At 68.2% G+C, this 21,554-nt stretch carries 21 protein-coding genes, 1 other RNA gene and 4 pseudogenes; 20 read left to right on the top strand and 6 right to left on the bottom strand.

Annotated features, from left to right (window positions below; genetic code table 11):
• Window positions 1-80: 80 nt before the first annotated feature.
• Together MBELCI_RS09625 and MBELCI_RS20735 are read left to right on the top strand one after the other, a co-directional pair.
• Window positions 81-932: a prephenate dehydratase gene (locus tag MBELCI_RS09625; RefSeq protein ID WP_021693998.1), complete on the top strand. Its 852-nt coding sequence runs from the start codon at window positions 81-83 to the stop codon at window positions 930-932.
• Window positions 933-1,094: 162 nt separating this feature from the next.
• A complete protein-coding gene (locus tag MBELCI_RS20735) occupies window positions 1,095-1,517 on the top strand; it encodes a hypothetical protein (protein WP_131505530.1) in 423 nt (140 codons plus the stop codon).
• Here the strand turns inward: MBELCI_RS20735 and nudC are convergent.
• Window positions 1,459-2,409, bottom strand: coding sequence for an NAD(+) diphosphatase (gene nudC, locus MBELCI_RS09620; protein WP_021693997.1), 951 nt, complete (start codon window positions 2,407-2,409; stop codon window positions 1,459-1,461). The two genes, MBELCI_RS20735 and nudC, sit on opposite strands and share 59 nt — an antisense overlap.
• Before the next feature lie 181 nt (window positions 2,410-2,590).
• On the opposite strand from nudC, the gene MBELCI_RS19310 reads away from it, so the two are divergent.
• The 10 genes and pseudogenes from MBELCI_RS19310 (at window position 2,591) to MBELCI_RS09580 (ending at window position 10,308) form a co-directional block, all read left to right on the top strand.
• Window positions 2,591-3,424: a metallophosphoesterase gene (locus MBELCI_RS19310; protein WP_052512714.1), complete on the top strand. Its 834-nt coding sequence runs from the start codon at window positions 2,591-2,593 to the stop codon at window positions 3,422-3,424.
• Complete coding sequence (locus MBELCI_RS19305; RefSeq protein ID WP_052512713.1) at window positions 3,421-4,473, top strand: 5'-nucleotidase C-terminal domain-containing protein; 1,053 nt, start codon at window positions 3,421-3,423, stop codon at window positions 4,471-4,473. The genes MBELCI_RS19310 and MBELCI_RS19305 overlap by 4 nt, the downstream gene beginning before the upstream one ends.
• Window positions 4,457-4,960: pseudogene (locus MBELCI_RS22560) on the top strand (HAD family hydrolase); the annotation flags it as partial. The gene MBELCI_RS19305 and the pseudogene MBELCI_RS22560, both read left to right, overlap by 17 nt.
• A gap of 201 nt (window positions 4,961-5,161) precedes the next feature.
• Window positions 5,162-5,258, top strand: an RNA gene (gene ffs, locus MBELCI_RS19890) — signal recognition particle sRNA small type.
• 324 nt (window positions 5,259-5,582) lie between these two features.
• Window positions 5,583-6,236 (top strand): annotated as a pseudogene (rsgA, locus tag MBELCI_RS21595) (ribosome small subunit-dependent GTPase A); the annotation flags it as partial.
• 220 nt (window positions 6,237-6,456) lie between these two features.
• Window positions 6,457-6,846, top strand: a complete 390-nt coding sequence (locus MBELCI_RS22940) for a YidH family protein (RefSeq protein WP_045319966.1) — start codon at window positions 6,457-6,459, stop codon at window positions 6,844-6,846.
• 71 nt (window positions 6,847-6,917) lie between these two features.
• A complete protein-coding gene (locus MBELCI_RS09595) occupies window positions 6,918-8,678 on the top strand; it encodes a DNA polymerase III subunit gamma/tau (protein WP_021693993.1) in 1,761 nt (586 codons plus the stop codon).
• A gap of 77 nt (window positions 8,679-8,755) precedes the next feature.
• Window positions 8,756-9,100 (top strand): YbaB/EbfC family nucleoid-associated protein, encoded by a 345-nt coding sequence (locus MBELCI_RS09590; RefSeq protein ID WP_021693992.1) that lies wholly within the window; start codon window positions 8,756-8,758, stop codon window positions 9,098-9,100.
• A gap of 67 nt (window positions 9,101-9,167) precedes the next feature.
• Window positions 9,168-9,761: a recombination mediator RecR gene (recR, locus tag MBELCI_RS09585; RefSeq protein WP_021693991.1), complete on the top strand. Its 594-nt coding sequence runs from the start codon at window positions 9,168-9,170 to the stop codon at window positions 9,759-9,761.
• 118 nt (window positions 9,762-9,879) lie between these two features.
• On the top strand, window positions 9,880-10,308 hold the full coding sequence (locus MBELCI_RS09580; protein ID WP_021693990.1) for a PACE efflux transporter: 429 nt from the start codon (window positions 9,880-9,882) through the stop codon (window positions 10,306-10,308).
• 79 nt (window positions 10,309-10,387) lie between these two features.
• On the opposite strand, the gene MBELCI_RS09575 is transcribed toward MBELCI_RS09580, so the two are convergent.
• The gene (locus tag MBELCI_RS09575) at window positions 10,388-11,158 is read right to left on the bottom strand and encodes a DUF1013 domain-containing protein (RefSeq protein WP_021693989.1); all 771 of its coding nucleotides are present in this window, start codon (window positions 11,156-11,158) and stop codon (window positions 10,388-10,390) included.
• A 132-nt stretch (window positions 11,159-11,290) separates the two neighbouring features.
• Here MBELCI_RS09575 and MBELCI_RS09570 point away from each other — a divergent pair, with 132 nt between their 5' ends.
• Entirely contained in the window at window positions 11,291-11,926 is a 636-nt protein-coding gene (locus MBELCI_RS09570) for a ribonuclease T2 family protein (RefSeq protein WP_021693988.1), read from the top strand.
• A 9-nt stretch (window positions 11,927-11,935) separates the two neighbouring features.
• Here MBELCI_RS09570 and MBELCI_RS09565 read toward each other — a convergent pair whose 3' ends face one another.
• Entirely contained in the window at window positions 11,936-12,949 is a 1,014-nt protein-coding gene (locus MBELCI_RS09565) for an alpha/beta hydrolase family protein (RefSeq protein ID WP_021693987.1), read from the bottom strand.
• Window positions 12,950-13,024: 75 nt separating this feature from the next.
• Window positions 13,025-14,526, bottom strand: a pseudogene (locus MBELCI_RS09560) (phosphoenolpyruvate carboxykinase).
• A gap of 425 nt (window positions 14,527-14,951) precedes the next feature.
• Between MBELCI_RS09560 and MBELCI_RS09555 the strand changes: the two are divergent.
• From MBELCI_RS09555 to MBELCI_RS09530, 6 genes and pseudogenes are all read left to right on the top strand, one after another.
• The gene (locus MBELCI_RS09555) at window positions 14,952-15,653 is read left to right on the top strand and encodes a response regulator transcription factor (RefSeq protein ID WP_021693985.1); all 702 of its coding nucleotides are present in this window, start codon (window positions 14,952-14,954) and stop codon (window positions 15,651-15,653) included.
• A 29-nt stretch (window positions 15,654-15,682) separates the two neighbouring features.
• Window positions 15,683-17,419 (top strand): sensor histidine kinase, encoded by a 1,737-nt coding sequence (locus MBELCI_RS09550; protein WP_021693984.1) that lies wholly within the window; start codon window positions 15,683-15,685, stop codon window positions 17,417-17,419.
• Complete coding sequence (locus MBELCI_RS09545) at window positions 17,416-17,847, top strand: HPr kinase/phosphorylase (RefSeq protein WP_045319965.1); 432 nt, start codon at window positions 17,416-17,418, stop codon at window positions 17,845-17,847. The genes MBELCI_RS09550 and MBELCI_RS09545 overlap by 4 nt, the downstream gene beginning before the upstream one ends.
• Window positions 17,844-18,792, top strand: a pseudogene (gene rapZ / locus MBELCI_RS09540) (RNase adapter RapZ). Before MBELCI_RS09545 ends, rapZ begins: the two are co-directional and overlap by 4 nt.
• Window positions 18,789-19,208, top strand: a complete 420-nt coding sequence (locus MBELCI_RS09535) for a PTS sugar transporter subunit IIA (protein ID WP_021693980.1) — start codon at window positions 18,789-18,791, stop codon at window positions 19,206-19,208. Before rapZ ends, MBELCI_RS09535 begins: the two are co-directional and overlap by 4 nt.
• On the top strand, window positions 19,205-19,477 hold the full coding sequence (locus MBELCI_RS09530) for an HPr family phosphocarrier protein (RefSeq protein WP_021693979.1): 273 nt from the start codon (window positions 19,205-19,207) through the stop codon (window positions 19,475-19,477). Before MBELCI_RS09535 ends, MBELCI_RS09530 begins: the two co-directional genes overlap by 4 nt.
• A 9-nt stretch (window positions 19,478-19,486) precedes the next feature.
• Here the strand turns inward: MBELCI_RS09530 and MBELCI_RS09525 are convergent, their stop codons facing one another.
• Window positions 19,487-20,362, bottom strand: coding sequence for a 3-hydroxybutyryl-CoA dehydrogenase (locus MBELCI_RS09525; RefSeq protein ID WP_021693978.1), 876 nt, complete (start codon window positions 20,360-20,362; stop codon window positions 19,487-19,489).
• A 135-nt stretch (window positions 20,363-20,497) separates the two neighbouring features.
• On the opposite strand from MBELCI_RS09525, the gene MBELCI_RS09520 reads away from it, so the two are divergent.
• Window positions 20,498-21,247, top strand: coding sequence for a DUF6473 family protein (locus MBELCI_RS09520; RefSeq protein WP_021693977.1), 750 nt, complete (start codon window positions 20,498-20,500; stop codon window positions 21,245-21,247).
• A gap of 34 nt (window positions 21,248-21,281) precedes the next feature.
• On the opposite strand, the gene MBELCI_RS09515 is transcribed toward MBELCI_RS09520, so the two are convergent.
• A partial coding sequence (locus MBELCI_RS09515) for an electron transfer flavoprotein subunit alpha/FixB family protein (RefSeq protein ID WP_045319964.1) occupies window positions 21,282-21,554 on the bottom strand: 273 nt, incomplete at its 5' end.

Genomic DNA, 21,554 nt, shown 5'->3' with positions numbered 1-21,554 from the left:
CGCTTCCCGCGCAATGTTGCAAGGTATAGTCCCGCGACGAATTGCCCTTATGGGGACGCCTGTTCAGGGGAGGATCTGCCGTGGCCGGTCGCATCGCATTTCAGGGGGAACTCGGCGCCTACGGGCATCAGGCCTGCGCCGAGGCGCGGCCCGACATGGAGCCGCTGCCCTGCACCACCTTCGAGGACGCGATCGAGGCCGTGCGCAAGGGCGCCGCGGATCTCGGCATGATCGCGGTCGAGAACTCGACCTATGGCCGGGTCGCCGATGTGCATCACCTTCTTCCCGAAAGCGGGCTGCACATCATCGACGAGGCTTTCGTGCGGGTGCATATCAACCTGCTCGGGGTCCGGGGCGCACGGCTGAACCAGATCGAGACCGCGACCAGCCACACCGTGCTTCTGGGCCAGTGCCGGGGCTTTCTGCGCGAGCATTCGATCACGCCGCATACCGGCGCCGATACCGCCGGATCGGCCCGCGCCATCGCCGAGCTGAACGACCCGCGCCACGCCGCGCTGGCCTCCGAGATCGCGGCCGAGATCTACGGGCTCGACGTGCTGGCGCGCCACATCGAGGATCACGCGCGCAACACCACGCGGTTTCTGGTCATGTCGCGCGAGCCCGACCTCAAGCGGCGGGGCAAAGCGGGGATGATGACCAGCTTCGTGTTCCGGGTGCGCAACATCCCGGCCGCGCTCTACAAGGCGATGGGCGGCTTTGCCACCAACGGCGTCAACATGACCAAGCTCGAAAGCTATATGGTCGGCGGCCAGTTCACCGCGACGCAGTTCTATGCCGAGATCGAGGGCCATCCCGACGACCGCAACGTCCAGCTCGCCTTCGACGAACTGGACTATTTTACTGACAGCATCCGGCTGATGGGCGTGTTTCCGACCGCGCCGCGCCGACACGAGCAGGTGCCGCGCGGCTGAGGCATCAGCCGCGCGCCGCGCCCAGCGCGCCTCGATTTCACGGGTATAGCCCTCGAGCCGCCCCGAAAGACGGGTTTCGAGCGAACTGCGCGCCAGCTTGAGCGACTGCAGCACCAGCCGCCCGGGCATCGTGCGCGGCTCGAGCCGGACCGACAGGCCGAGATGGCTGCCGCCATTGCCGTCGGATTCGGCCTCGACCCGCACGATGATCCCCACGCCCGAGCTTTCACCCTGCACCGTGTAGTCCTGCGGCGCGTCGAAAGAGATGACGCGCGCGGCGATGTCACGCTCGCGGCCCATCAGCGGAACCGAAGCGTTCCAGCTGCGGCCCAGCGGCGCGGGACCGCCCTCCTTGCGCAGCTCGACGCCGCGCCGCAGTGCCTGCCGCTCGAAGGCGGTGAAATCGCTGGCCTGCTCGAAGACGAAGTCCCGCGGTGCGGCGACGGCCTTTTTCGACGTGAGTTCCATGACGCTGCCTCGATCTGCCTCGCCGGGCGCCTGTTCGCCCGGCGGCCCGGTTCTCGCGTCAATCGAGCCGCCCCGCAAGCCAGTTCCACATCAGATGCCGGGCAATGGAGCCCTTGAGCGGCGCGCGGATCTGCGCGTCCTCGCCTGCGAAGATCCGCGCCAGCCGCTGCCGCGACACCCAATGCGCCGCCGCGATCTCGACGGGATCGGGCCGCAGGACCGGGCGCTCGGACCCCGACACCTCGCCTTGGCAGCCGATCATCAGCGAAGCCGGAAAGGGCCATGGCTGGCTCGCCACGTAGCGCACCGACCCGACCGTGACGCCCACTTCCTCGAGCACCTCGCGGCGCACCGCCGCCTCGACCGTCTCGCCCGGTTCGACGAACCCCGCCAACACCGAATGCATGGCCTCGGGCCAGGCGGGGGCGCGGCCCAGAAGCACCGCGTCGCCATGTGTCACCAGCATGATCACCACCGGGTCGGTGCGCGGAAAATGCGGCGTGCCGCAGGCCGGGCAATCGCGCCGCCAGCCCGCCTGTGCCAGGACGCTCGGGCCGCCGCAGCGCGCGCAGAAGCGGTGCGAGTCGTGCCAGTTCAGCACCGCACGCGCCATCGCCGCCAGCTCCGCATCGCGCGGGTCCAGCGTTGCCATGGTGCCGCGCAACTCGGCGAAACCAGCCTGTCCAAGACTGGGATGGACCACGGCTTCGGCCGGGTCGGCCGCCTCCGGCGCGCCGGGCCAATCGGCGATCGGCCGCGCGAGGATCGCCGCCCCCGCCGAGTCGCGCCCCAGCAGCACCGCCGCCTCTGGCGCGCCGTCGAACAGCGCATGATCCGGCGGCAGGCCCGTGAGCCGCCCTTCCTCCAGCAGCACCCGCCCCCGCCACAGGGGCAGGACCCTTGTGCCGGGCTGCGCCACAAGCGCCGCCACGGCGCGCGAATCACCGCGGATCTCGGCCGCGCGATCGAGCCCGCCGCCGCCGAAGGTGATGTCGTCCAGCGGCCCCATGCCTATCCTTTCGCGCGTGTGACCGCAGTGACGCTGCGGCGTTCGCCACAGTGCGCAACGTCGCGCCGTTGTAAAGCTGTCCAGCTGCGCCGCCGCCACCCTAGGTTGCCGAAAGCTCCGCGGGCCGACCGTTGGACGGGGTTCGGAGGATATGGAGCATGCGGACCGAGGGGGTATTGCGGTGAGGGATGGCAGCGAGTCGATCGCGCTCAGGCTGTTATGCACCACGGATCTGCACGGGCATGTGCTGCCTTGGGACTACCTAGCCGGTCGCCGCGATCCGCGCATCGGCCTGTCGCGCCTCGTGCCGCTGATCCGGGCGCATCGGCTTCGCCAGCCCAATGTCATGCTGTTCGACAATGGCGATTTTCTTCAGGGCAATCCGATGACGGATGCCGAAACCGAACGGCTCGCGCAGGGAGGGCCCGGGCCGCATGCCGTGGTGGCGGCGATGAACACGCTGGATTACGACGCGGGCACGTTGGGCAACCACGAGTTCAATCAGGGCCTTCCGGTGCTGCGGCGGGTGCTGCGCGGCTTTGGCCACCCCCTCACCTCCTCGAACCTCACGCTCGCGCCTGGGTCCGGTGCGCCGCTGGTGCCGCCCGGCCTGTTGCTGCGCAGGCGGCTGACGCGGCGCGATGGTCGGCAGGCGCTCTTGCGGATCGGCGTCATCGGGGTCGCCCCCCCGCAAACCGCCGAATGGGACAGGCTCCGGCTCGGCGGTCAGCTTCTGGCCGAGGACATGGTGCTCGCGGCGCGGCGGCAAGCGGCGGAGCTGCGCACGCGCGGGGCCGACATCGTCGTGCTTCTGGCCCATAGCGGCCCCGGCGTGGCCCGGCCCCAGCAGGGCGCGGAGAACGCGGGGCGCGCGCTCGCCGCACTAACGGACATCGACGCGCTGTTCCTCGGGCATACGCACAGCCTGCTGCCGACCCGCAGCGCGCCGGAAGCGAGTCCGCGTTCGCGCGTCCGACGGCGCAGGCCGGACGCTTCGGTAGTCACCTGGGGGTGATCGACCTCGACCTGTGGCGCGCCGCGCCCGGCGCGCTGTGGTACAGCCGGGGCGCGGGCCGGATCGAGACACCGACCGCGCGCGGCTGCGACGCCGCCACGGCCCTGCCGGTGCGACGCGCGCATCGCGCGGCGCTGGCGGCGCTGAGTCGGCCCGTCGGCCACAGCACCTTGCCGATCGACAGCCATTTCGCCCTGGTGGCTCCCGACCGTTCCCTGCAGCTCGCTGCCGATGCGCTGCGGGCGGCGGCGCAGCGGATGCTCAAGGGGCGCGCGGAGGCGGCGCTGCCGCTGCTGGTTGCCGTCAGGCCGTTTTGCACCGGGGGCCATGGCGGCGCCGGGCACTACCTGTCCCTTCCCGCGGGCATGCTGACCGAGCGCCACCTGCAGGCGCTGCATCCGCATCCCGACCGGCTGTGCCTGACGGTGGTGGACCGCGCGGCGCTGCTCGACTGGCTTGAACGCGGCGCGGCGCTGTTCTGCCGGGTGCTGCCCGGTCGCCGCGATCAGCCGCTGATCGATCCTTCGCGCCCGCCCTACGGGTTCGAGGTGATCGACGGGCTCGGCTGGCGCATCGATCCCAGCCGCCCCGCCGGGCAAGGGCGGGTCGGCGATCTGCGCCACGAGGGCCGTCCCGTCGGGCCGGCCGACCGCTTCGTCATCGCCATGACCAGCCATCATCTGGGGGGCGACGGACCGCTGCCGCGGCGGCTTCGGGCGGGCCAGCTGCCAATCGAGGGGCCGCTTCTGCGCGAGGCGCTGCGCGCGCATCTGGTCACCGGCCCGGTAACGCCCCGGCCCCGGCCCTCGTGGCGCTTTGCCGCCCTGCCCGGCACCGCCGCGTGGTTCGACGCGCCGCCGGAGGCCCGCAAGGCCGCCGCAGGGGTCGCCTCGCGGCAGATCACACCGGTCGGCCCCGCCGATGACGGCTATCACCGGTACCAGCTGCGATTCGGCCCGGAGGCGTGGCCCATCCCATCGACTCGGGGCCGAGGCTTGGCTATGGCGGTCCCGCCAGAACAAGGACGCCCCGATGCCCCGCCGCTATGACGCCGTGATCTTCGACCTCGACGGCACGCTGGTCGACACCGAAACCCTGTGCAACGCCGAGGCGCTGGAGGCGCTCCGCGCGCAGGGCATCGAGATCGATCCCGGCTTTTTCGAAAGCCTCGCGGGCGTGCATGACGCGCGCCGGATCGAGCTGATCCGCGACCACATCGACCAACCGCTCGACGCCGAACGTTTCCTCGAGGACTGGGACGCGCGGGTCGACGCGCGCCTCGCGCCGGGGCTGTCGCTCAAGACCGGGGCCGAGGCGTTGATCGCGCAGATCGCCGGGCTGGGCCTGCCAATGGCGATCGCCACCTCGTCGCGCCGCGCACCGGGGCTGAGCAAGATCCGTGCGGCGGGTCTCGACGCGCATGTCGACACCATCGTCACGGTGGACGACATCGACAACGCCAAGCCCGCCCCCGACGCCTATCTCGAAGCCGCCCGGCGCCTCGGCGCCGACCCCGCCCGTTGCATCGTCTTCGAGGACAGCGACACCGGCGCCGAGGCTGGAAAGGCCGCCGGCATGGTGGTTGTGCAGGTGCCCGAAACCTCCGGCACCAAGGGATTGCACGCCACCCACCTCGTCCAGGGGCTGATCGAGGCGCGCGCGCCGCCGGTCTCCTGCCGCTGCCGGCGTGACCGGTCGGGCTTGCGTCCCGGCGCGGCCTTGCCTATATCGCTTTTCGAGAGGTTGGCGCGGGCGAGCGCCTCGCCAACCCGGTCAGGTCCGGAAGGAAGCAGCCGTAACGAGCCCCGCTTGGGTCGTTGTCCAGCCTCTCACCTACCCACCCGCACCACGGAGGACATCATGCAGATTGTGATCGCCCTCCGGGCCGGGGCCGCCTGAGCCGCCCCTTGCCCGACGCGACGCCGCCCGCCTTCGCGGGACCGTGTTCTTTCGTGACGGGACCATTCCAGTGACAGACCTCTCGCTTTCCGACCTCGGCTGGTCGGACCATTTCGCACGCCAGCTCGAACAGGGCGACGCGCCCGCGCGCATCGCGGAAATCCATCGCACGATCCTCGTGGCGCTGACCCCCGACGGACCGGTCAAGATCGGCGCGCCCTCGGGCGCGGGCTCCTTTGCCGTGGGCGATTGGGTCGGCATGCGCGACGGGCAGGCGCGGATGCGCCTCGCGCCGCGCAGCCAGATCGCCCGCAAGGCCGCAGGCCATACCGTCTCGCGCCAGCTTGTCGCCGCCAATGTCGACAGCCTCGGCATCGTCACCAGCTGCAACGACGACTTCAACCCGGCGCGGCTCGAGCGCTACGTCGCGCTCGCCATGGCGGGGGATTGCCTGCCGCTGGTGATCGTGACCAAGGCCGACCTCGTGGACGATGTGGAGCCCTATCTCGTGCAGGCGCGCGCGATCTCGCCGCAGGTCGTGGCGATGGCGCTCAACGCGCGCGATCTGGCCGATGCCTCGCGGCTCGAACCATGGTGCGGGCCGGGACGGACGCTGGCGCTGGTCGGCTCCTCCGGCGTCGGCAAGACGACGCTTCAGAACGCGCTCACCGGCGGGGCCGGGGCCACGGCGGGCGTGCGCGCCGACGACGCCAAGGGGCGGCACACCACGACCTTCCGGGCGCTGCGACGCTGCGGCGCGGGGGGCTGGCTGATCGACACGCCGGGAATGCGCGAGTTGCAACTCACCGACACGGCCGAGGGCATCGAGGAGCTGTTCGACGACGTGACGGCGCTGGTGAGCGAATGCCGCTTCACCGATTGCGCCCATGAGACCGAGCCCGGCTGCGCGGTGCGCGCCGCCGTCGATGCGGGTGATCTCGACCCCGAGCGCCTCGCGCGCTGGCGCAAGTTGGAGGCCGAGGACCGCCACAACAGCGAAAGCCTCGCCGAAGGCGGGCGCGCGGCAAATCCTTCACCAAGCACGTCAAATCGACCCAGCGAGGCGCGCGCCGCCGCAAGGGCGGTTGACGCCCCGCCTCCTGCCGGGCCTGATGGCCTTCGCAGGAGGGTGCATGGACGAGACCGAAGGCGACCGCGAGATCGACCGCAAGACGCGATGGGCCGAGGACCGCACCGACTGGGCCGAGGATCGGACGCTTCTGGCCAACGAGCGGACCTTCGCGGGCTGGATGCGCACCGGCATGGCCGCGCTCGCGGTGGCGATCGGTCTCAAGGCGGTGTTCGGCGATTTCTCTCCAACCTGGATGGCCAAGGCCGTCGCCACGATCTTCATCGTCATCGCGGTGCTGATCTTTGCCGCCGCCGCGTGCGAGACACGCCGCGCGCAGCGGCGGATCTCCAGCCATGTGGCCGAGGCGCAGGGGGCGCGGCGAATGCTGATCCTCGCGGTGCTGCTTTCGCTCGGCGCGATTGCCACGGGCGCGATCCTGTGGCTGCTCTGAGCCGCCCCGAGGTGGACCTCCGCGCCCTCAGCGCCTAGTTTGGTCCGGTCCCGATCTCCGGAGCCAAACGCATGTCAGACGCCCCCGCCTATCAGGTTCTCGCCCGGAAATACCGGCCCGAAACCTTCGCCGATCTCGTCGGGCAGGACGCGATGGTGCGCACGCTCAAGAACGCCTTTGCCACAAACCGCATCGCGCAGGCCTTCATCATGACCGGCATCCGCGGCACCGGTAAGACGACGACGGCGCGTATCATCGCCAAGGGCATGAATTGCATCGGTCCCGACGGCAATGGCGGCCCCACGACCGAACCCTGCGGCCAATGCGAGCATTGCGTGGCGATCATGGAAGGCCGTCATGTCGACGTGATGGAGATGGACGCGGCCTCGAACACCGGCGTCGCCAACATCCGCGAGATCATCGATAGCGTGCATTACCGGGCGGCCTCGGCGCGCTACAAGGTCTATATCATCGACGAGGTGCACATGCTGTCGACGGGGGCGTTCAACGCGCTCCTCAAGACACTGGAAGAGCCGCCCGAGCATGTGAAGTTCATCTTCGCCACCACCGAGATCCGCAAGGTGCCGGTGACGGTGCTGTCGCGCTGCCAGCGTTTCGATCTGCGCCGGATCGAGCCCGAGGTGATGATCGGCCTGCTGCGCCGCATCGCCACCGCCGAGGACGCCGAAATCGCCGACGACGCTCTGGCGCTGATCACCCGCGCTGCCGAAGGGTCGGCCCGCGACGCGACCTCGCTTCTGGATCAGGCGATCAGCCATGGCGCGGGCGAGACCACGGCCGAGCAGATCCGTGCGATGCTGGGGCTGGCCGACCGGGGCCGGGTGCTCGATCTGTTCGACATGGTATTGAGGGGCGACGCGGCGGGCGCGCTGACTGAATTGTCCGCGCAATACGCCGAAGGAGCCGACCCGATGGCGGTGCTGCGTGATCTCGCGGAGATCGCACATTGGGTCTCGGTCATCAAGATCACGCCCGAGGCCGCCGACGATCCCACCGTCGGCCCCGACGAAAGGGCGCGCGGGGCGCAGATGGCCGAGGCGCTGCCGATGCGGGTGCTGACAAGGCTGTGGCAGATGCTCCTGAAGGCGCTCGAAGAGGTGGCGCACGCCCCCAACGCGATGATGGCCGCCGAGATGGCGGTGATCCGACTCACCCATGTGGCGGACCTGCCTTCGCCCGAGGAACTGGTGCGCAAGCTGCAGGACGCACCGCCTCCCCCGCCCCCCTCGGGCGGCGGCGGCGGCGGCGCGCGGCCCCCGCAGGGCGGCGAGATGCAGGCGCGCGGCGCCCCCGCCCCGACCCATGCCGGCCCCTTGGGTCCTTCGGCGCGCGGCTCGGCCCAGCCCGCCATGGCCGTCGCCACCGAGAGCGCCTTGGCGCGCTATGCCCGCTTCGAGGACGTGGTGGAGCTGATCCGGCATCACCGCGACGTGCAGATGCTGATCGAGGTCGAGACCACGCTCAGGCTCGTGCGCTACAGCCCCGGCCGGATCGAGTTCGAACCGACCGGGGATGCGCGTCCGGACATGGCGCAGCGGCTGGGTCAGAAGCTTCAGGCCTGGACCGGGGCGCGCTGGGCGATGAGCGTGGTCAGCGAGGGCGGCGCGCCGACCGTGGCCGAGACGCGCGACGCGGCGACGCTGGCGCTCAGGCAGGAGGCCGAGGCGCATCCGCTAGTGCGCGCGGTCTTCGCGGCCTTTCCGAAGGCCAAGATCACCGAGATCCGCACCGAGGCCGAGCGCGCGCAGCATGCGGCCCAAGAGGCGCTGCAGGAGGTCGAGGACGAATGGGACCCCTTCGAGGAGGAGTGAGCCCAATCGCCGCGCCGCCCTTGTGACGCGGCCCCCGCGACCGTATCTCTGGGCCAATGCATTCGAGGAGATCAGCGATGTTCAAGGGGCTTGGTGGCCTGGGCGACATGTCCAAGATGATGAAGGCCGCGCAGGAGATGCAAGGCAAGATGGCGCAGATCCAGGAGGATCTCGAAACCATCACCGTGACCGGCGAGAGCGGCGCGGGGCTGGTCAAGGCCACGGCGACGGCCAAGGGCGAACTCACGGGCCTCGACATCGACCCGTCGATCTTCGTGGCCTCCGAAAAGGAGGTGGTCGAGGACCTGATCCTCGCCGCGATCAAGGACGCGCAGTCGCGCGCGACCGAGCGCGCGCAGGCGGAAATGAAGAAGATCACCGAAGAGCTCGGCCTGCCCGCCGGCATGAACCTGCCGTTCTGAGGTCCGCCCTGCTCCGTCGCACTTCAGATACCGGGCCCTGCTCCGGTGGCCCGCGAAAGGCCCGAATATGAGCGAGGACCGCGAGGCCATCGACCGGCTGATCGAGTTGATGTCGCGGCTGCCGGGGCTCGGGCCGCGCTCGGCCCGGCGTGCCGTGCTGCATCTCGTGAAGAAGCGCGGCACACTTCTCGTGCCGCTGGCCGAGACGATGACCGAGGTGGGCGCGACCGCGCGCGAATGCCTCAACTGCGGCAATGTCGGCACCGGCGACGTCTGCGGCATCTGTGCGGATGAGCGCCGCGCGACGGGGCAGATCTGCGTGGTCGAGGACGTGGCCGATCTCTGGGCGATGGAGCGTTCGGGCGTGTTCAAGGGCCGCTACCACGTGCTCGGCGGCACGCTCTCGGCGCTCGACGCCGTGGGGCCGGCGGAGTTGCGCATCCCGCGGCTGATGGACCGGGTGAAATCCGAAGCCGTATCGGAGGTGATCCTGGCGCTCGGGGCCACGATCGACGGCCAGACCACGGCGCATTACATCTCGGACCAGTTGCCGGACGTCTCGGTAACCTCGCTGGCCCAAGGCGTCCCGGTGGGCGGTGAGCTCGACTATCTCGATGACGGCACGATCAGCGCGGCGCTCAGGGCCCGGCGCAGCCTCTGACCCCTTGCGGCGCAATCGAAAGACATTCTATTCCCCTCACCAAGCGAGGACCACCTCCGCCCCATCGCGGGCCTGACAGGCCGGGACGACCCGGTGAACATGGCACGGCGGAGGCTCCATGCGCACGAAATCCGATCGTATCCGGCAGGCTGTCAGCTTCGAATTGATCGGGCTGGCCACGGTCACACCTCTGGGATCGTGGATCTACGGGTTCCCGCTGCTCGACATAGGCGCGATCAGCGTGATCTCGTCGCTGGTGGCGACCTGCTGGAACTACGTGTTCAATTTCATCTTCGACCATGCGCTGCGGTACTGGCGCGGCACCACCGCCAAGACGCTGCCGCTGCGTGCGCTGCATGCCACGGCCTTCGAACTGGGACTGCTGCTGATCCTGCTGCCCATCTTCTCGTGGTGGCTCGATCTGGGCTACGTGGAGGCCTTCCTGATCCAGCTGAGCTTCGCGCTGTTCTACCTCGTCTACACGATCGTCTTCACCTGGGTCTATGACCGGGTGTTCCCCGATCCGAGCGCCCGGGCCGCCGCCTGAGCGGGACGCCCGATGTGGCGTCGGGGCGCGGGGCGCCCCATGCGGCGCCGGGGGCGCACGACCCCCGGCGCGGCGCGGATCAGTTGTCTTCTTCGTCCTCGTCGTCGCCCTTGCCCGGCAGGTTGAAGAAGCTGTCGGCGTCCTTGACGTCGCGCTTGTCCTCTTTTTCCTCCTCTTCCTCGGCGGCGTTGCTCTCGGAGAGCGAGAAGCTCTCGAGGCCCGACATCGAGGAGGGCATCTTGGGCTCAGGCGACATGCCGAGGCTCTGCTCGGTCGAGACCAGCTTGCGGCGCTCGTCGTCGCTCATCGCCGAGCCGTCGCGCAGACGCTTGGCGTTGGCCTGCTGCACCGCCGCATCCAGCTCGGACTGGCGGCACAGGCCCAGCGCCACGGGATCGATCGGGTCGATGTTGCCGATGTTCCAATGGGTGCGTTCGCGGATCGCCTGAATCGTCGGCTTGGTGGTGCCGACGAGCTTGGAGACCTGACCGTCGCTGAGCTCGGGGTGGAACTTCACCAGCCACAGGATCGAGGCGGGTCGGTCCTGACGCTTGGACAGCGGCGTGTAGCGCGGACCCCGGCGCTTTTCCTCGCCGACGGCCGATGCGTTGAACTTGAGCTTGAGCTTGTGCAGCGGGCTCTTCTCGGCCTTGTCGATCTCGTCCTGCGTCAGCTGGTTGTTGGCAACGGGGTCGAACCCCTTGACGCCAGCGGCCACGTCGCCATCGGCGATGCCCTGCACCTCGAGCTCGTGCAGCCCGCAGAAATCGCCGATCTGCTTGAAGCTGATCGTCGTGTTGTCCACCAGCCAGACGGCGGTGGCCTTGGCCATGAGCGGTTTGTCAGCCATGTGAACACCCTTTCGAAAACACGTCTTCCCCCTGCCCCGGCGCGGGGCGGACCGCGCTTGCGATCCATGTCTCCATTTTCGGGGAACTCACCGGGCTATATAGGGGTCGGACTGGCAGGAGGAAAGACATAAATGACCCTTGCGGCAAGAGCCTTCGCGGTGCTGGCGCTGTTCGCCTCGCCCTTGCGGGCCGAGACGACCGGTGAATTCGACTACTACGTGCTGGCCTTGAGCTGGTCGCCCGGCTGGTGCGCCCGCGAGGGCGCGGCGCGCGATTCGGAACAATGCGATTCGGATCGCGACCTCGGCTGGGTGCTGCACGGGCTCTGGCCGCAATACGAGGATGGCTGGCCCGATTACTGCGCCACGCCCGAGGCCCCGCCGTCGCGCGCGCGCACCGGCGCGATGGCCGACATCATGGGCACCTCCGGCTCCGCCTGGCATCAGTGGAAGAAGCACGGCACCTGCTCGGGCCTGTCGGCGGACGCCTATTACGAAACCGCGCGCGACGCCTATGCGCGCATCACCCGCCCCGAGGAGTTTCGCAGGCTCGACCGGGAGATCACCCTGCCCGCCTCGCTGGTCGAAGAGGCATTCCTGCGCGACAACCCGGACCTCGCGGCGGACGGTCTCACCGTCACCTGCCGGGACGGCATGGTGCAGGAGGTGCGGATCTGCCTGACCCGCGATCTCGAGCCGCGCGACTGCGGGCGCGACGTGATCCGCGATTGCCGCCTGAACGACGCTCGGATGCCCCCGATCCGCTAGCGCACGCGCTCAGGGCGCGCCCAGCATGTCGAAGAAGGCGACGGTGGCCCCGACCATCTCGTCGAGCCGCTCGGGCCCCTCATAGGCGTCGAAGCTGTGGTCCATGTCGCGCAGCCACAGCTCCTCGCGCCCCTCATGGGCACCGAGCAGCATCTCGGCCTGTGCGGGATCGACGGTGGCGTCGGCAGTGCCCTGCGCCACAAAGAGCGGGCCGTCGTAGCGCGACAGTTCGGCGACGGGATCGGCCTCGATGACGCCTTCGAAGAAGGGCTGCCCGAGTGTCACCTCCGCGCCCCAAGGCAGGGCGACACGGGTCGGCGTCTCGGACATCACCCCCGCCGCCAGCGTCTCGGGGCCGAACAGCGTGGCGAAGGTGATCTGCGGGTCGGCCACGGCGGCCCAGAGCGCCATTGCCTCGACCGGCGCGCCGCGCCCGGCGAGGGTGGCGGCGACGAGACCGCCCTGGCTCCAGCCGATGAGATAGAGCGGCCCGGCCGTACGCTCGTCGCCCGCCAGCCAGTCGAGCGCCACACCCGCATCGGCGATCTGGCTTTCGAAGGTGGTGTCGGCGAAATCGAAGCCCTCGACACTTTCGCCCGAGCCGCGAAAATCGACGCGCAGGCTCGCATAGCCCGCCTCGGCCAGAAGCCGCGCGCTGCGCCGGAACACGCCTTCACTCGTTCCAGCGATGCCAAGCTCGTCGCGGTCGCCGGTGAAGCCGTGCAGCAGCAGCACCGTCGGGGCGGGCCCATCGGGCGGTAGCGCCAGCGTGCCATAGACCGGCGTGCCCTCGACCTCAAAGGAGACGCGGTCCGACAGCCCCGCGCGCCCGTCCGAGAGCGGCAGAGGACGCGGCCACGGCGCGGTGATCATCAAGGTGGAGAGGTCGATCCCGGGGCCTGCGTCGCTCGCCTGAGGGTCGGCCTCGGATGCGGCGACCTCGGGCACCGCCGTCTCCTGAGCGAGCCCCGGCGCGGCGGCCAGAAGGCCGACAAGGAACAGGGCGTGAAACGGCGTCTGCATGGGGCTGTCTCCGATAGGGCAAACGAATTGGGAGGGGCCATGCCCCTCCCTGTCAAGCCCGGCCTGTCGCGGGTCTCAGCCGATGGCGGCGGCGCGCACGTCGTCGTCGATATGCGGCACGTATTGCGCGAAGTTGTCGGCGAACATCTGCGCCAGCTTCGCGGCCTGCGTGTCATAGGCCTGCCCATCGGCCCAGGTGCCGCGCGGATCGAGCAGCGCGTCGTCAACACCCTCGACCGAGACCGGCACGTCGAAGCCGAAATTGGGGTCCTTGCGGAAGCTGCCCTCGGCCAGCGTCCCGTCGAGCGCGGCGGCCAGAAGCGCGCGGGTCGCGGCGATCGGCATGCGGCGGCCGGTGCCATAGGCGCCCCCCGTCCAGCCGGTGTTGACCAGCCAGCAGGTGGCGCCGTGCTTGCCGATCTTCTCCTGCAGGAGCTTGCCGTATTCCTCGGGGCGGCGCGGCATGAAGGGCGCGCCGAAGCAGGTCGAGAAGGTCGGCTCGGGCTCGGTCACGCCGCGCTCGGTGCCCGCGACCTTGGAGGTGAAGCCCGACAGGAAGTGGTACATCGCCTGCGCCGGGGTCAGCCGCGCGATCGGCGGCAGCACGCCGAAGGCGTCGCAGGTAAGCATCACGATGTTCTTGGGATGCCCACCCAGTGCGTCTTCGGAGGCGTTGGAGATGTAGTTCAGGGGATAGGCGCAACGCATGTTGGCGGTGAGCGAGCTGTCCTCGAAGTCGAGTTCCAACGTGTCGTCGTCGCGCACCATGTTCTCGATCACGGTGCCGAACTTGCGCGTGGTGGCATAGATCTCGGGCTCGGCCTCGGCCGAGAGCGAGATCGTCTTGGCGTAGCAGCCACCCTCGAAGTTGAAGGTGCCGCGATCCGACCAGCCATGCTCGTCATCGCCGATCAGCACGCGGCTGGGGTCGGCCGAGAGCGTGGTCTTGCCGGTGCCCGACAGGCCGAAGAAGACGGCCGTGTCGACCGGGTTGCCCGGCGCGTGGTTGGCCGAGCAGTGCATCGGCATGATGCCCTTGGCGGGCAGCAGGTAGTTGAGCAGCGTGAACACGGCCTTTTTGTTCTCGCCCGCATATTCGGTGCCGCCGATCAGGATCAGCTTCTCGTCGAGATTGAGGGCGATCACCGTGCCGGAGCGGCAACCATGACGCTCGGGGTTGGCGCGGAAGCTCGGCGCGTTGATCACGGTATATTCGGGGGCGAAGCGTCGAGCTCCGCGCGCTCGGGGCGACGCAGCAGATGGCGGATGAACAACCCGTGCCAGGCCAGCTCGGTCACCATGCGCACGTCGATGCGGTGCGCGGGATCGGCCCCGGCGAAGAGATCCTGCACATGCATCGAGCGCCCGGCGAGATGGGCCAGCATGTCGGCCTTGAGCGTCGCGAAGGCCGCAGGCTCCATCGCGGCGTTGTTCTCCCACCAGATCGTGTCTTCGGTGGTTGCGCTGCGGACCACGAACTTGTCCTTGGGGCTGCGACCGGTGTGCTGCCCGGTGGTCACGAGCAGGGTGCCTCCCTGCCCCAGCTCGCCCTCGCCGGCGCGGATCGCCGCCTGCATCAGCTGCGGCTCGGTGAGGTTGTAATAGACCTCGCCCAGTCCGGAGACCCCCTGCGCCTCGAGGGTCATCTCGGGGTTCACGCGTCCATGCTGCATCTGTCCGGCTCCTCTCATCGGGGCCATTCCCCGGCCCGCCATGAATGGCTTAACACGATGATTTCCAAGGCGACCATGCAGTTAGCGCAACCATGCTGACTGTTAGCGCAACCGCCCCGCGCGACCCCCTTTCGCAGCGGCATAGAGCCGCGAAACACGCATGGAGTGCAACGAGAAGGTGAGGCATTTTAGCCATTGGTTATCGTATTTCGGCGCAAATGGGGCGTCTTTGGGGCCCCGATTCGCCCTGCAGGCTTGATCTGCGGGTGGCAAACCGGAACAACGTGAATAACCCGTTAACAAGAATCCATGCTGAAGAGGGATCACGAATGTCGAGAATCGCACTGGTAGATGACGACAGGAACATCCTGACCTCCGTATCGATGACGCTCGAAGCCGAAGGCTTCGAGGTCGAGACCTACAATGACGGGCAGCAGGCGCTTGACGCCTTCAACAAGAAGCTCCCCGACATGGCCGTGCTCGACATCAAGATGCCACGCATGGACGGCATGGACCTGCTGCAGCGGCTGCGCCAGAAGACCCAGATGCCGGTGATCTTCCTCACCTCCAAGGATGACGAGATCGACGAGGTTCTCGGCCTGCGCATGGGGGCCGACGACTACGTCAAGAAGCCCTTCAGCCAGCGCCTGCTGGTCGAACGGATCCGCACGCTGCTGCGCCGCCAGGACGCGATCTCGGGCGACACGGTCGAGGTTACCGAAGAGAACAAGGTGATGGAGCGCGGCCAGCTCACCATGGACCCGCTGCGTCACGCGGTGAAATGGAAGGGCCGCGACGTCTCGCTCACCGTCACCGAATTCCTGCTGCTGCAGGCGCTTGCCCAGCGTCCGGGCTTCGTGAAGAGCCGCGACCAGCTGATGGACGTGGCCTATGACGATCAGGTCTATGTCGACGACCGCACCATCGACAGCCACATCAAGCGGCTGCGCAAGAAGATGCGCAACGCCGATCCGGATTTCTCGGCGATCGAGACCCTTTACGGGATCGGCTATCGTTACAACGAGGAATAGGTTCCGCGCCGCCAAAGGATGAACCCCGCATGACTGCCGCTCCCAAGATCGATGTGAGGGATCTCAACTCGGTCCGCCGCGCCGCCCGCGGCGGGGAGGGCGAAGCGCGCGAGCGGGTGGTTCTGGGCGACGACTGGGTCACGCCCCAGACCGCCGACCAGCCGCGCCGCCGCCGCAGGCTGGTTCAGCTCAACCGCTCGCCGTTGGCGCGCAAGATCATCACTTTCAACCTCGTGGCGCTGCTGCTTCTGGTGGCGGGGATGCTCTATTTCACCCCTTCGCGCGACAACCTCGCCTTTCAGAGAGCCTCGTCTCTGGTCAGTCAGGCCGAGCTGGTGGCCGACCTGTTCGAAGTGCAGCTGCCCGTGGGCGGACCCGTGAACATGATCACCGGCGACGGCATCGACGTGAAGGCAAGCCTCGACGCGCTCGACCTGCGCGATGGTATCGAGCTTCGGGTCTACGACCCGTCCGGCAAACTGGTGGGCGAAACCGCCGCCATGGGGGGCGAGGCGGTGAGCGGCCTCGATCTCGGCCATGGCGGCACCCTGCTGACGGATCTTCTCAACTCCGGATGGGAGGCTCTGGCCGGCCTCCTGTCGCCCAGAAGCGCCGAGCCGCCCGCCTTCGGCACCGCCGATGCGGCGCGTGCGCTGGTGTCGCCCGCCCTCAACGGCGGCACCGCGGTCCAGACCCGCACCGACGCGCAGGGTCGCACGATCTTTGCCGTCGCCACCCCGATCCAGCAGGGCCGCCGCGCCGTGGGTGTGGTGGCGGTGACCTCGGCGGCGGGCGAGATCGATTCGCTGGTGCGCCGCGAGCGCGAGCAGGTGTTGCAGATGTTCGTGGTCGGCATGCTGGTGTCGATCGGCCTGAGCCTCGTGCTCGCCTCGACCATCGCCAACCCGCTCTCCGAGCTTGCCGCCGCCGCCGAGACCGGACGCGACCGCAACGCCCGCAAGTTCGCGCCGACCAAGGTGCGCATCCCCGACCTGACCGCGCGCCCCGACGAGATCGGACGCCTCTCGGCGGCGCTGCGTGGCATGGTCGCGGCGCTCTATGACCGGATCGAAGGCAACGAGCAGTTTGCCGCCGACGTGGCGCACGAGATCAAGAACCCGCTCGCGTCGCTGCGTTCGGCCGTCGGCAGCCTGCGCATCGTCAAGCGCGAGGACCACCGCGAGAAGCTGCTCGACGTGATCGAGCATGACGTGCGCCGCCTCGACCGGCTCGTCTCGGACATCTCCAACGCCTCGCGGCTCGATGCCGAGCTGGTCAAGGAGGAGGAAGAGAGCTTCGACCTTCTGAAGATGCTGTCGAACCTCAACGATTTCCTCGGGCGCGAGGCCACTCTCAAGGGCATCGACTTCATCGCCGACCTGCCGTCGCGGCCGATCGAGATTCAGGGCCTCGAGGGGCGCTTGGCGCAGGTCTTCGTCAACCTGATCACCAACGCGATCTCGTTTTGCGAGGATGGCGACGCAATTCGCATCTGGGCGCGTCAGCGCGAAAACCGGGTGCTCATCGTGATCGAGGACACCGGGCCCGGCATCCCCGAAGAGGCGCTGACCAAGATCTTCCAGCGCTTTTACTCCGAGCGGCCCGAGGGCCAGTTCGGTAACAATTCGGGCCTCGGCCTCGCCATCTCCAAGCAGATCGTCGAGGCGCATGGCGGCGTGATCTGGGCCGAGAACATCCGCCCAACCGAGGCTGATCCCACCTCCGAGCCGCTGGGCGCGCGCTTTGTGGTGGGCCTGCCGGTCTGACACCTTCGCCGCTCACCCTGCATGCAAGCTGCGTGGCCTGGCGCGGACGCGGCGTGCTGATCACCGGCCCCTCGGGCAGCGGCAAGTCGACGCTGGCGTTGGCGCTGATGGCGCTGGGCTGCGAGCTGGTGGCCGACGACCGCACCCACATAACCCCCGCTCCCGATGGCGGCCTTTGGGCAAGTTGCCCGGCCACCATCGCCGGGTTGGTCGAGGCGCGGGGCGTGGGGCTGCTCCACGCCGTTCCCCATGGGCCGGCGCGGCTGTATCTGGCCGTGGAGCGCGGCACGCCGGAGACGCTCCGTCTTCCACCGGAACGTCGCGTCATGCATCTGGGAAGTTCGCTCCCCTTGCTTCACGATATCGATACGGGGCATTTCGCGCCCGCGATCCTGCAGTATCTGAAAGCAGGACGGAGAGAGCCATGATACCCGACCCCGCGCTTGCCGACATTACTCCTCGCGCCGCCGATCCCGACGGGCGCCATACTCTCGTGCTCGTCACCGGCCTTCGGGCGCCGGGCGCACGACCGCAATAAACGTGCTGGAGGATCTCGGTTTCGAGGTGATCGACAATCTGCCACTTTCCCTTCTGGGGCGCTTGCTCGACGGACCACCTCTGTCGCACCCGCTGGCACTCGGGCTCGACGTGCGCAACCGTGATTTTTCGACCGACGCGCTGATCGACGCGATCGACCGGCTGGCGCAGCGGTCGGAGCTGCGGTTGCAGGTGCTCTATCTCGATTGCGACGAGGATGAATTAGTGCGCCGCTATTCCGAAACGCGCCGCCGCCATCCTCTCGCCCCGGCCGACAGCCTCTTGCCGGCATCGCCCGCGAACGCGAACTGCTGGTGCCGGTGCGCGCCCGCGCCGACGTGCTGCTCGACAGCTCGGGGCTGTCGCCGCATGATCTGCGGGCCGAGATCGAACACTGGTTTGCGCCGCCCGAGGGGCGCACTCTCGCGGTGACGATCCACAGCTTCTCCTACAAGAGGGGGCTGCCGCGCGGGCTCGATCTGGTCATCGATTGCCGCTTCCTGCGCAACCCGCATTGGGACGCGGCTCTGCGCCCACTCGACGGGCGCGACGCACGGGTGGATGCGCATGTCGCGGGCGATCCCCGCTTTGACGGCTTCTTCACGTCGATGTGCGATTTTGTGGTACCGCTGCTTCCGGCCTATCACGCCGAGGGCAAAACCCATCTGTCGATCGGCTTCGGCTGTACCGGCGGGCAACACCGCTCGGTCGCCGTGACCGAGCGTTTGGCCAAGGCCCTTGCGAAGGAGGGATGGCAGGTGTCTAAACGTCACAGGGAGCTGGAACGCCGCGCCGGGACGGGTGTCTCGTCGGCCGCACGGGGACAAGTCGCGTGATCGGAATCGTCATCGTGGCCCATGGAGGCCTCGCACGCGAATACCTCGCTGCTGTGGAACACGTCGTCGGACGCCAGACCGGCGTCATGGCCATCACCATCCTGCCCGATGATGATCGCGCCGCCAAGCAGGACGAGATCTGCGTCGCCGCCGACAGCGTCGATACCGGCCACGGCGTCGTCATCGTGACCGACATGTTTGGCGGCTCGCCTTCGAATCTGTCGCTCAGGGCCTGCTCGGTCTCGGATCGGCGCATTCTATATGGCGCCAACCTCCCCATGCTCATCAAGCTCGCCAAATCCCGCGGCAAGACCGTCCCGGAGGCGGTGCGCGCGGCGCTCATGGCGGGCCGAAAATATATTGATAGCCTCATCGTCGATGCGGGGCTGCAGACGGAGACACGCACCGGAACATGACGACTTCGAGACGCCTGCAAATCATCAACGTGAAGGGGCTTCACGCCCGCGCCTCAGCCAAGCTCGCCGAATGCGTCGAATCCTTCGACGCCGACGCGACCGTGAGCCGGGACGGTCTTTCGACCACTGGCGACAGCATCATGGGGCTCCTGATGCTCGCCGCCTCGCGCGGTACCTGGATCGAGGTCGAGACCTCCGGAGCCGAGGCCGAGCGGCTCGCCGACGCGATCGAGACGCTGGTCGCGGACTACTTTGGCGAAGGGGGCTGAGGGCCCCCCTCAGCGTGTCGGCACCGGCGTCTCGCCCCGGTAGTCGTAGAAGCCGCGCTTGGTCTTACGGCCGAGCCAGCCCGCCTCGACGTATTTCGTCAGCAATGGGCAGGGTCGGTACTTGGTATCGGCCAGCCCGTCATGCAACACGTTCATGATCGCGAGGCAGGTATCGAGGCCGATGAAGTCGGCCAGCTCCAGCGGCCCCATCGGATGATTCGCGCCGAGCTTGAGCGAGGTGTCGATGGAGGAGACCGACCCCACCCCCTCGTAGAGCGTATAGACCGCCTCGTTGATCATCGGCATCAGGATCCGGTTGACGATGAATGCCGGAAAATCCTCTGAGGTCGCCGCCGTTTTGCCAAGCCGCTCGACCACCTCGAAACAGGCGCGGAACGTCTCTTCATCCGTGGCGATGCCGCGGATCAGCTCGACGAGCTGCATGACCGGGACCGGGTTCATGAAGTGGAAACCCATGAACTTCTCGGGACGGTCGGTGCGCGAGGCCAGCCGGGTGATCGAAATCGAAGAGGTGTTCGAGGTCAGGATCGTGTGCGGCGCGAGATGTGGCACCAGCTCCTCGAAGATCGCGGTCTTGACGGCCTCGCGCTCGGTGGCGGCCTCGATGATGAGGTCGCAAGAGCCAAGATCGGTGAGGGTCGGCGTGGTTGAGATGCGGCCCATCGCGGAGGCTTTCTCGTCTTCGGTGGCAGCGCCTTTCGCGACCTGTCGGTCGAGGTTGCGCTCGATAAGTGCCACGGCCTTGTCGAGCGCCTCGGCGCTCACATCGGTCATCACCACCTCGTAGCCGGCCAGCGAAAACACATGAGCGATGCCGTTGCCCATCTGACCCGCACCTACGACACCCACGCGTTCGATTGTCATTGTACACCATCCCTGTCCAGTTCGGCGCAGCATAGGTCTGCCCCCGCCCCGGTCACAAGGGCGGCGAGGTCCTTAGCGGTATCTCAAGCCTTCGATGGCCTAATCACCGGCGGGAAAAATGGGTGAGATTGTGCCATGAAGCATGACAGGACCGGTCTGAAAACCGGCGATATCGCACGCGTATGCTACAAAGGTTCGCGGCTCGAGGTGCGGGGACCGGAACGGCTACGCGCGGGGCGTTACATCGCCTGCCCCGGTGGCACCGAAACCTTCGGGCCGGGAATGTCCGCCTCTTATGTGGCGCTGCTCGAAGAGCGGACCGGTCTGGAATGCGTCAATCTGGGCGCGCTCAATGCCGGCGCGGGGGCGTTTCTGGGGGATCGGGCCTTGCTCGACATCTGCAATCGCGCGGAACGGGTCGTGCTGCAAATCACGGGCGCGCAGGGGCTGTCGAACCGGCTCTACACGGTACACCCGCGGCGCAACGACCGCTTCCTGCGAGCATCGGCGACCCTAAGGGCGCTCTATCCGGAGGTCGATTTCACGGAATTCTGCTTCGTGCGCCACATGCTGTCGTCGTTGCAGGACCTCGACCCCGTGCGTTTCGCGACCTTGCGCGCGGAGTTGCACATCGCCTGGACCATGCGGATGCGCAAACTGATCAGCTGCCTCGCCTCGCCCGTGACACTGGTGCTTCTGCCCGAACGGCGGGGTGACGGTCGGCTCGGGGATGATCCTCTGTTCGTGACCGGCGAAATGGTCAATGATCTCCGCCCGATCGTGAGCGGGATCGTCGCAATGACGACGCCCGACCTCTCCGAGGCCATGCGGCATCGCGCCATTGCGGAGGCGCTTGAAGTTTCCTTTGCCAGGCAAACAGTCTGAAAGGGGCGGCATCGGCGACGCCGCCCCTGCGGCCTCACAGCTTCTCGGTCAGCTCCGGCAGCACCCCGAACAGATCGCCGACGAGGCCGTAATCGGCGACCTGGAAGATCGGCGCCTCCTCGTCCTTGTTGATGGCGACGATGACCTTGCTGTCCTTCATGCCCGCGAGGTGCTGGATCGCGCCCGAGATGCCGACCGCGACGTAGAGCGCGGGCGCCACGACCTTGCCGGTCTGCCCGACCTGCCAGTCGTTCGGCGCATAGCCTGAATCCACTGCCGCGCGGCTCGCGCCGACGGCGGCGCCGAG

This window comes from Limimaricola cinnabarinus LL-001, assembly GCF_000466965.1.
In the GTDB taxonomy this organism is placed as follows: Bacteria; Pseudomonadota; Alphaproteobacteria; order Rhodobacterales; family Rhodobacteraceae; genus Limimaricola; species Limimaricola cinnabarinus.
The sequence above is the reverse complement of the archived record's forward strand: the minus strand, read 5'-3'. Positions and strand labels throughout refer to the sequence as shown.